6 protein-coding genes are annotated in these 9,953 nt (G+C 69.2%); 4 read left to right on the plus strand and 2 right to left on the minus strand.

What is annotated here, in order from left to right; all coding sequences use genetic code 11:
• The first annotated feature begins 175 nt into the window (after positions 1 to 175).
• From L880_RS33595 to L880_RS0125150, 3 genes are all read left to right on the plus strand, one after another.
• A complete protein-coding gene (locus L880_RS33595; RefSeq protein WP_043330637.1) occupies positions 176 to 3,325 on the plus strand; it encodes an efflux RND transporter permease subunit in 3,150 nt (1,049 codons plus the stop codon).
• Positions 3,322 to 4,785 carry an efflux transporter outer membrane subunit gene (locus L880_RS0125145; protein WP_245615363.1) on the plus strand — a complete coding sequence of 488 codons (1,464 nt, stop codon included), beginning with the start codon at positions 3,322 to 3,324 and terminating at the stop codon, positions 4,783 to 4,785. Before L880_RS33595 ends, L880_RS0125145 begins: the two co-directional genes overlap by 4 nt.
• A 96-nt stretch (positions 4,786 to 4,881) precedes the next feature.
• Entirely contained in the window at positions 4,882 to 5,580 is a 699-nt protein-coding gene (locus tag L880_RS0125150) for a glycine zipper 2TM domain-containing protein (protein ID WP_027477974.1), read from the plus strand.
• A gap of 24 nt (positions 5,581 to 5,604) precedes the next feature.
• On the opposite strand, the gene L880_RS0125155 is transcribed toward L880_RS0125150, so the two are convergent.
• A complete protein-coding gene (locus tag L880_RS0125155) occupies positions 5,605 to 6,876 on the minus strand; it encodes a multifunctional CCA addition/repair protein (RefSeq protein WP_027477975.1) in 1,272 nt (423 codons plus the stop codon).
• A gap of 18 nt (positions 6,877 to 6,894) precedes the next feature.
• The gene (locus L880_RS0125160) at positions 6,895 to 7,578 is read right to left on the minus strand and encodes a glutathione S-transferase family protein (RefSeq protein ID WP_027477976.1); all 684 of its coding nucleotides are present in this window, start codon (positions 7,576 to 7,578) and stop codon (positions 6,895 to 6,897) included.
• Between the two features lie 215 nt (positions 7,579 to 7,793).
• On the opposite strand from L880_RS0125160, the gene L880_RS33600 reads away from it, so the two are divergent.
• Entirely contained in the window at positions 7,794 to 9,548 is a 1,755-nt protein-coding gene (locus tag L880_RS33600) for a diguanylate cyclase (protein WP_051443600.1), read from the plus strand.
• Positions 9,549 to 9,953: the final 405 nt, after the last annotated feature.

The raw sequence follows: 9,953 nt of genomic DNA on the forward strand, positions 1-9,953 counted from the left end.
TCTTTGGCGAAGCAAAGAAAGTGAGGCGGCCGCCGGGCCGCAATCCCGGCCTCCGCCCTTCAACAAAGAGCAGAAGGCACAGAGCGAAGCGGCACCAACATGCCTTTGAAGCAGGGACAAGGCACACCCCTCATTGGCAGCCGTGCCCCCAGCACACCCCAGAGAGGCTCAAAAAATGAACTTCTCCGAACCATTCATCCGCCGCCCCATCGCGACCACCCTCATCACGATGGGCATCGTGCTGGCCGGCCTCATTGCCTTCTTCATGCTGCCGGTGGCCCCCCTGCCGCAGGTCGACTTCCCCACCATCTCGGTGTCGGCCAGCCTGCCCGGGGCCAGCCCCGAGACCATGGCCACCACCGTGGCCACGCCGCTGGAGCGGGCGCTGGGCAGCATCGCAGGGGTGTCCGAGATCACCTCGTCATCGTCGCTGGGCAACACGCGCGTCACGCTGCAGTTCGACCTCGACCGCGACATCAACGGCGCCGCACGCGATGTGCAGGCCGCCATCAATGCCTCGCGGGCGCTGCTGCCCACGGGCCTGCCCAGCAACCCCACCTACCGCAAGGTGAACCCGGCCGATTCGCCCATCCTGATCCTGTCCATGACCTCGGACGTGCTGGCGCGCGACCAGATGTACGACGCGGCCTCCACCGTGCTGGCGCAGCGCCTGGCCCAGGTCAATGGCATCGGCCAGGTGGTGGTGGGCGGCGGGGCCCTGCCGGCGGTGCGGGTCGAGCTCGACCCGGGGCGGCTGGCGGCCAGTGGCATTGCCATCGACAACGTGCGTGCGGCCCTGGTGGCCACCAACACCAACCGGCCCAAGGGCAATGTGGAAGACGGTGCCCGCAACTGGCAGATCGGCGCCAACGACCAGGCCTTCAGTGCCGCCGAATACGCGCCCGTGGTGCTGCGCTACGCCAATGGCAACGCGATCCGCCTGCGCGACGTGGGCCAGGTCATCGACTCGGTGCAGGACGTGCGCAACTATGGCGTGGCCGATGGCAAGCCGGCCATCCTGCTGATCCTGTTCAAGCAGCCTGGCGCCAACATCATCCAGACGGTGGACGAGGTGCGCTCGCTGCTGCCGCAGCTGCGCGCCTCGATCCCGACGGCCATCGACCTGGAGGTGGCGGTGGACCGCACCCCCACCATCCGCGCCTCGCTGCGCGAGGTGGAGCGCTCGCTGGCCATCTCGGTGGGCCTGGTGATCCTGGTGGTGTTCGTGTTCCTGCGCCATCTGCGCTCGGCCCTGATCCCCAGCGTGGCCGTGCCGGCCTCGCTGGCCGGCACCTTCGGCGTCATGTACCTGTGCGGCTACAGCCTGGACAACCTCTCGCTGATGGCGCTCACGGTGGCCACCGGCTTTGTGGTGGACGACGCCATCGTGGTGCTGGAGAACATCTCGCGCCACATCGAGCGCGGCAAGACGCCGCTGCAGGCCGCGCTGGCCGGCAGCCGCGAGATCGGCTTCACGGTGGTGTCGATCAGCCTGTCGCTGATCGCGGTGTTCATCCCGGTGCTGCTCATGGGCGGCGTGGTGGGGCGGCTGTTCCGCGAGTTCGCGGTGGTGCTGTCGGTGGCCATCCTGGTGTCCATGGTGGTGTCGCTCAGCACCACCCCCATGATGTGCTCGGTGCTGCTCAAGCCCCATGCGCCGGTGGCCCGGCCCGGGCGCTGGGCGCGCCTGGGCCTGCGGGTGCGGCGGGGCTCGCAGCGGGCCTACCGGCGCACGCTGGCGCTGGCCATGCGCTGGCAGCCGATCACCCTGCTGCTGCTGGCCGGCGTGGTGGGGCTGAACGTGTACCTGTACCGCGAGGTGCCCAAGGGCTTTTTCCCGCAGCAGGACACCGGTCGCATCATGGGCAACATCCGCGCCGACCAGGCCACTTCCTTCCAGGCCATGCAACGCCGGCTGGACCGCTTCATGGGCATCGTGCGCAGCGACCCGGCGGTGGAGGCCGTGAGCGGCTTCACCGGCGGCGGGCAGCGCAACACGGCCTCGATGTTCATCTCGCTCAAGCCGCTGGCCGTGCGCGGCGTGAGCGCTGACCAGGTGGTGGCCCGCCTGCGTGCCAAGCTCTCGAAAGAGCCCGGCGCCAACCTGTTCATGGTGCCGGTGCAGGACATCCGCATCGGCGCGCGTGGCTCCAACTCGCAGTACGAATACACCTTGCTGGCCGACACGCTGGAGGATCTGCGCGCCTGGGAGCCCCCGATTAGGCGCGCCATCATGCAGCTGCCCGAGCTGGTGGACGTGAACTCCGACATGCAGGAAAAGGGCTTGCAGAACTCGCTGGTGATCGACCGCGATGCGGCCAGCCGCCTGGGCCTGAGCCTGGCGGCCATCGACACCACGCTCAACGATGCCTTCGGGCAGCGTCAGGTGGGGGTGATCTACAACCCGCTCAACCAGTACCGCGTGGTGATGGAGATGGCGCCCGAGTACCAGCAGTCGCCCGAGTCGCTGCTGCAGCTGCGCTTCACCAGCAGCAGCGGGGCGCAGGTGCCGCTGTCGGCCTTTGCCCGGGTGGAGCTGACCAACACCCCGCTGTCGGTCACACACGAGGCCGGCGCGCCCGACACCACCATCAGCTTTGCCCTGGCGCCCGGGGTGTCGCTGTCGCAGGCCACCGATGCGGTGAACAGCGCCGTGGCGGCGCTGGGCGTGCCGGTCAGCGTGCGCGGCTCGTTTGGCGGCACGGCGGGGGCGTTCCAGAAGTCCATGGCCAGCCAGCCCTTGCTGATCCTGGCCGCGCTGATCACCATCTACCTGGTGCTGGGCATTCTGTACGAGGACCTGATCCACCCGGTGACGATTCTCTCCACCCTGCCTTCGGCCGGGGTGGGGGCCTTGCTGGCCTTGATGCTGACCGACACCGAGTTCTCCATCATTGCGCTGATCGGGGTCATCCTGCTGATCGGCATCGTGAAAAAGAACGCCATCATGATGATCGACTTTGCCATCACGCGGCAGCGGCAGGCGGCCGAGGCCGGCGCCCATGTGAGCGCGGCGCAGGCCATCTACCGCGCCTGCCAGCTGCGCGTGCGGCCCATCCTGATGACCACGGTGGCGGCCATCTTCGGCGCGGTGCCGCTGGCGCTGGGCGCGGGCGATGGGGCCGAGCTGCGCCGCCCGCTGGGCATTGCCATCGTGGGCGGCCTGCTGTTCAGCCAGCTGCTCACGCTCTACACCACGCCGGTGGTCTTTGTCTGCATGGACCGCCTGCGCCAGCGCCTGGCGCGCCGCCGTGCCACTGCGGCTACCACTGCCGCCCGCGCCCTGCCGCGCCCGGCCCCGTCTGTTGAAAGTGCTGCCCCATGATGTGTTTCTCTTCGCTTCACCTGTCGTCGGGCTCCCTGCGCCGGCCTGCCGCGCTGGCGCTGTTGCTGGCCCTGGGGGCCTGTTCGCAGGCACCGGTCTACCAGCGCCCTGAAGTGGCCACGGCGCCGGCCTTCCGCGAAGCGGCCTGGCAGAATGCCCGCGCCGCCAGCCCCGATGTGCCGGACGACTGGTGGCTGCAGTTCGACGACCCCGTGCTGACGGGCCTGCAGGCCCGGGTGCTGGTGAACAACCAGAACCTGCAGACCGTGCTGGCGCAGTTGCGCACGGCCGAGGCCAGCCTGGCCTCCAGCCGCGCGGCGCGCTACCCCACGGTCACCGGCAGCCTGGGCGAGACGCGCAGCCGCAGCGGAACCACCAGCAGCACCGGCACCAGCACCTCGGCCAGCCCGGTCAACATCGTGTCGGCCTCGGCCAATGCCAGCTGGGATGCCGATCTGTGGGGTCGCCTGGCCGGGGCCGTCGATGTGGCCGGTGCCCAGTTGCAGGCCAGCCGCGACGATCTGCTGGCCGCGCGCCTGTCGGTGCAGATCTCGCTGGCGCAAAGCTATTTCTCGCTGCGCAGCACCGAGGCCCAGGCCGAGTCGGTGGGCCGGGCGGTGGCCGCCTATGACAAGTCGCTGCAGCTCACGCGCAACCGCTACGGCGCCGGTGTGGCCTCGTCGGCCGATGTGGCCCAGGCCCAGACCCAGCTCAAATCGGCGCAGGCCCAACTGATCGAGCTGCGCCTGCAGCGCAGCCAGTTGGAGCACGCCATCGCCGTGCTGCTGGGCGAGGTGCCGGCCAACTTCAGCCTGCCGGTGACGGCCCGCCTGCCCCGGCTGCCCGAGGCCCCACAACTGTTGCCGGCCACCCTGCTGCAGCGCCGCCCCGACATCGCGGCGGCCGAGCGCCGTGTGGCGGCGGCCAACGCCCAGGTGGGCGTGACCAAGGCCGCCTTCTTCCCGGCGCTGACCTTGTCGGCCAGCGCCGGCTACCGGGCCAACCAGTGGGCCGACCTGACCAGCCTGCCGCACCGCTTCTGGTCGCTGGGCCCCAGTCTGGCCCTGGCCCTGTTCGATGCCGGCGGGCGCGAGGCCGTCACCAACCAGGCCCTGGCCGCGGTGGACCAGGCTGCGGCCAATTACCGCCAGGTGGTGCTGACCGCCTTCCAGGAAGTGGAAGACAACCTGGTGGCCGTGGCCGCCCTGCGCGACGAGGCCGCCGTGCAGGCCGAGGCCCTGGAGGCCGCCCAGCGCGCCCTGACCATCACCGAGAACCAGTACAAGGCGGGCACGGTGAGCTATCTCAACGTGATCAGCGCCCAATCCACCGCCTTGAGCGCCGAAAACACGCTGACCAGCGTGAAGAACCGCCAGTTGCTGGCGGTGGGGCAGTTGCTTAAAAATGCGGCTGGACGCTGGGATGCTGCACCAGCCTCGCCGCCCGTGGCCCAGCGCTGAGGGGCCCGATTTTCTTTACACAGGCAGCAGGAACCCTGAACGCGATTTGCTTTCAAAATCAGGGTATCAAGGCATTCTTGCCGGAGGCACATCACCATGAAACCCGTCATCTTCATCAGCTCGGCCCTGTTGCTGGCCGCCACGGCCGCCCAGGCCCAGGAGCAAGGTCGCGTCATCTCGTCCACCCCGGTCTACCAGCAGGTGGCGGTGCAACGCCCCAGTTGCACGGTGCAGCAGGTGGCCGTGCAGCCCCCCAAATCGGGCGCGGGTGCCCTGATGGGCGCGGTGGCCGGCGGGGCGCTGGGCAATGCCGTGGGCGGTGGCGCCGGGCGTGCCGTGGCCACCATGGCGGGGGTTGTCGGTGGCGCCATGCTGGGCGACAGCATCGAGGGCTCGGCGCCGGCCCAGGTCAGCAACGTGCAGCAGTGCAGCACCCAGACCGTCTATGAAAACCGGGCCGTGGGCTACAACGTGGTCTACGAGTACGGTGGCCGTCAGTACAGCGCCCAGATGCCCAACGACCCGGGCCCCACAGTGCAGTTGCAGGTCAGCCCGGTGGCGCAGCAGGCCCCGGTCTCGGCCCCGGTGTACGCCCCGCCGGTGGCTCAGACGGTCTACACCGAGACCTATCCCACCACCACCTATGTGAGCTCGCCGCCGGTGGTCTATGCGGCACCCACGTACTATGCGCCGTCCTATTACCCGGCGGTCACCTTTGGTTTGGGCCTGGGCTTGGGTTACTGGGGTGGCTGGCGCGGGGGGTACCACGGTGGCGGGCGCCACCACTGGCGATGAACCCCTGAGGTGCAACGCGGCCTGTCACAAGCCCAGTGATTGCGCCACAGCGTGCACGCGGGCCGCGTGCACCGCATCGCCCACAGCCTTGCCCTGGGCTCCTCGAGCAGCCGCTTCGGCCGCCACATCGGCGGTGATCACCGAGCGCGCGGCGGCCAGCACCTGACGCAGGTGCGCGGCCTGGGGGTAGGGCTTTTCTTCCAGCCCCAGGCGCCCGCGGGCATCACACTCGCAGGCCAGCAGGATCTCTTCAAAACGTTCGGGCTTGCGCAGCGCGTCGCAGCGCTCCAGCAGGCGCACCAGGGCGGCGGCCCCGAAGTCGCTGCTGCGGTGCAGGTTGCCGTGTTCACGTGCCACCACGTCGGCCAGCTCGCGGCAGTCCACCGGCACGCGCAGGCGCGTGGCCACGTCTTTCAGCAGGCGGGCGCTGCGCTCTTCGTGCCCGATGTGGCGCGGCAGCACGTCGGCCGGGGTGGTTCCCTTGCCCAGGTCGTGGCCCAGGCAGGCGTAGCGCACGGCCAGCGGGGCGTTCAGGCGGGCGGCCATGTCCAGCACCATCATGGCGTGCACGCCGGTGTCCACCTCGGGGTGGTAGTCGGCGCGCTGGGGCACGCCCCACAGTCGGTCCAGCTCGGGCAGCAGGCGCTTCAGGGCGCCGCAGGCGCGCAGCAGCTCGAACTGGCGTGAGGGGCGCTGGCTCATCAGGCCGCGGGCCAGCTCCTGCCAGACGCGCTCGGGCACCAGGTGGTCCACCTCGCCGTCTTCCACCATCTCCTGCATCAGGGCCAGGGTTTCGGGTGCCAGGGTGAAGTCGGGGAAGCGCGCGGCAAAGCGGGCCACGCGCAGGATGCGCACCGGGTCTTCGCGAAAAGCCGGGGTCACATGGCGCAGCACCCGCTTTTGCAGATCTTGCTGCCCACCCCAGGGGTCGATCAGGGTGCCTGGGCCAGGGTCGGCCGGGTCGATGCGGCCGGTGGCTGGGTCGGGGTGCAGGGCCTGGGCGATGGCGTTGATGGTCAGGTCGCGCCGCGCCAGGTCGTCTTCCAGGCTGACCTCGGGCGAGGCCTGCACCACAAAGCCCTTGTAGCCACGCCCGCTCTTGCGCTCGGTGCGGGCCAGGGCGTATTCCTCATGGGTCTGCGGGTGCAGGAACACCGGAAAATCCTTGCCCACCGGGGCAAAGCCCAGGCCCACCATGGCCTCGGGCGTGCCGCCCACCACCACCCAGTCGCGGTCTTGCACGGCCATGCCCAGCAGTGCGTCGCGCACGGCCCCTCCCACCAGGTAGATCTGCATCGTCAAGGGGTCCCGGGTTCAGCGCTTCAAGCGGTAGGGCTCTTCAAAGGCCAGGAAGTCCTGCTCCGCCAGGGCCTCGGTGATCCAGGCCTGCACGCCCGGCAGGGCCCGCACGCGTTGCACATAGGCGGCCACCGTGCCGGAGACCGGCAGGCCGTAGGTGTGCAGCCGGGTGCAGATGGGCGCGAAGAAGGCGTCGGCGACACTGAAGTCACCAAACAGCATGGGGCCGCCGTGCTCGGCCAGGGCGTCGCCCCAGAGGGTTTCCAGGCGTTCGACATCGGCGCGCACGCCGGGCTGGTCGCGCCAGACCAGGGCCCCCACCTCGGGCAGGCTGGCCTCGATGTTCATGGGGCAGTGGCTGCGCAGGGCGCTGAAGCCCGAGTGCAGTTCGGCGCACAGGCTGCGCGCCCGGGCGCGGGCCTTGCGGTCGGTCGGCCACAGGTGTTTGTCGGGGAAGGATTCGGCCAGGTACTCGGCGATCGACAGCGTGTCCCAGATGGCCAGGTCGCCGTCCAGCAGCACCGGCACCTTGCCGGCCACCTTGAGGCGGGCCAGGGCGCGCTTGAAGGCCGAATCGGGCGCAAAGGAGTCGAAGCGCACCTTGACCTCTTCGAACTCGATGCCGGCCTGGCGCAGCAGCACCCAGGGCCGCATGGACCACGAGGAGTAATTCTTGTTGCCGATCACCAGCTTGAGCATGTGCTTTCCTTCCGCAGGGCCCGTGCCCTGATCGATGCCGCAGGCGGCGCCTCCGGCGGTTTCGAGAGGCCAGCATCATGCCATGCAGGCCCGGCGTCTGCAGCGGCCTCCTCTACACTTGTTGCATGTTGTTGTGGGATTGGTTGTCGACCCTGTGGGAGCCGCGGCGCCTGAGTCGGGCGCAATGGTGGGCTGGCGGGGCTGTTCTTTTTTTCATGTTGGCCTTGCTGGCGCTGGTGCTGTTCCAGGCGGGCGGGAGGCCGGCTGTCCGGCCGCCCGGGGGGGCACCGGAGCTCACGCTGAAGGCCGGCCCCGAAGGTCTGCCTCTGACCGGGGTGATGGGGGTGTTCATCGACACCACCGGACGCCTGGGGGTGGACGAGGTGCGCGATCCGGTCTTCTTGCCACGCTTTGAGGTACCGACCAGCCCGGTGGCCACCAACCTGAACATCCAGCCCTATTGGTTCCGCATCCCCGTGCGCCAGACGGGCCACGATGGCGACTGGCTGATTTCGGTGCCTTCGGTGGCCGCCAGTGAGCTGGCCTTCCATGGGCCTTACGATGCCTCGGGCCAGGCCTTGGCCCCGCCTGTGGTCATGGGCATCACGCACCCTTACAGCGCCCGTCCGCTGGGCGCCGAGCGCATGGTCTACCGTTTTCACCTGGCAAAGCCCGGCGACTACGTGATCTACCTGCGCGCCGTGTCACGCCTGGGCCAGGTCTATGCGCTCACGGCCTGGGACACGGGCGACTACATGGCCGGGGTGCAGACCAAGCGCCTGTTCGACGGCCTGAGCTACGGCGTTCTGCTGGGCATGCTGGCCTACAACCTGGTGCTGCTGGTGCTGTTCCGTGACCGGGTGTATGCGTATTACCTGCTCAATTGCGCCAGCGCGCTGCTGACCATTGCCAGTTTCAACGGCCATGTGGCGCGTTACCTGTGGCCGGATCAGCCCTGGTTGGCCGAGTGGACCTATGTGCTGGCGCCTGCGGCCTGGATCGTCGGGGCCATTCTGTTTGCGCGCCGTTTTCTCGACCTGGCCCGCTACGCGCCGCTGGTGGACCGGCTGCTGCAGGGCCTGATGGGGGTGATGCTGCTGTCGGTGGTCCTGGGCCTGATGGGCCATTGGCGCTGGCTGATGTCGGCGACCGAGATCGGTGCCATGGTGGGGGCCGTCACCGGTCTGGCCGGGGCGCTGCTGGGCCTGCGCCATGGCTACCGCCCCGCCGGCCTGTACATTCTGGGCCTGATCGTGGTCTTTGCTGCGGCCTTCTTGCTGGTGTTGTCGAGCTGGGGTGTGCTGCACTGGACGGCGATGCACCTCAATGTGCTGCAACTGGGGGTGGCCGCCGAGTTGCTGGTGTTCTCCGTGGCCCTGGGCACCCGCATCCGCGTGCTGCGCCGGGCGCAGTCCGAACTGCACGCCCGTGCCGAACACCTGGCCATCGTGGCCGAAACCGACACCCTGACCGGCGCCGCCAACCGGGCCGGGCTGGCCCAGGTGGCGCAGCGCCTGCTGCAGCCCGGCCAGCGGCATGCGCTGCTGTTGCTGGACCTGGACAACTTCAAGCCCATCAACGACCGCTTTGGCCACGAAGCCGGCGACCAGATGCTGCAGGAGGTGGCGCGCCGCCTGCGCGAGCAGGTACGCCCCGCCGACGTGGTGGCCCGCCTGGGAGGCGACGAGTTCGTGATCCTGCTGATGGGCCTGCACGACCGCCAGCGCCTGGGGCAGGTGGCCCACCGGGTGCTGCAGTCCGTGCGCGCCCCGATGGCGTGGCAGGGCCAGCCCTTGAGTGTGGGCGCCAGCCTGGGCCTGGCCCGCTTCCCGGACGATGGCGCCAATTTGCCAGCCCTGCTGCGGGCGGCGGATCGGGCGATGTACCACGTCAAGCAGGATGGGCAGACGGGGTTTGCCTTCCATGAGGATTTGCCGGATGCGTTTGCGAGTGCGCCTGGGGGGTTGTGAGCGAGGGCTTGCCCACTCGTTTAGGGTTCTGGGTTGCCGCTGCGCTCTGGTGGGTTCTGCTCTTTGGTTGAGTTCGGAGGCCGGGATTGCGGCCCGGCGGCCGCCTCACTTTCTTTGCTTCGCCAAAGAAAGTAAGCAAAGAAAGGCGACCCGAAGTCAGGGCCACTTCGTGGTTCCCTGCGCTGCTCGCGCCAGGGGGGTCCCCGCTAAACTCGCTGCGCTCAGACAGACGCGGGGCCTGATCCCCCTGGCGCTGCGCTGCTCGGCCCTGCCCCACGGGGAAGTCGGGATCGGGTGCGGGATCGGACGAGCTTGCGTTGGGTCGCGATTGCCGCTTCGCTCTGTGGCTTCTGCTCCTTGTTTGAGTTCGGAGGCCGGGATTGCGGCCCGGCGGCCGCCTCACTT

The organism is Curvibacter gracilis ATCC BAA-807 (assembly GCF_000518645.1).
In the GTDB taxonomy this organism is placed as follows: Bacteria; Pseudomonadota; Gammaproteobacteria; order Burkholderiales; family Burkholderiaceae_C; genus Curvibacter; species Curvibacter gracilis.

Coding starts and splice junctions, on each gene's coding strand:
- L880_RS0125150 (WP_027477974.1), top strand. CDS start 4,882: ATGAAACCCGTCATCTTCATCAGCTCGGCCCTGTTGCTGGCCGCCACG.
- L880_RS0125155 (WP_027477975.1), bottom strand. CDS start 6,876: ATGCAGATCTACCTGGTGGGAGGGGCCGTGCGCGACGCACTGCTGGGC.
- L880_RS0125145 (WP_245615363.1), top strand. CDS start 3,322: ATGATGTGTTTCTCTTCGCTTCACCTGTCGTCGGGCTCCCTGCGCCGG.
- L880_RS0125160 (WP_027477976.1), bottom strand. CDS start 7,578: ATGCTCAAGCTGGTGATCGGCAACAAGAATTACTCCTCGTGGTCCATG.
- L880_RS33595 (WP_043330637.1), top strand. CDS start 176: ATGAACTTCTCCGAACCATTCATCCGCCGCCCCATCGCGACCACCCTC.
- L880_RS33600 (WP_051443600.1), top strand. CDS start 7,794: ATGTTGGCCTTGCTGGCGCTGGTGCTGTTCCAGGCGGGCGGGAGGCCG.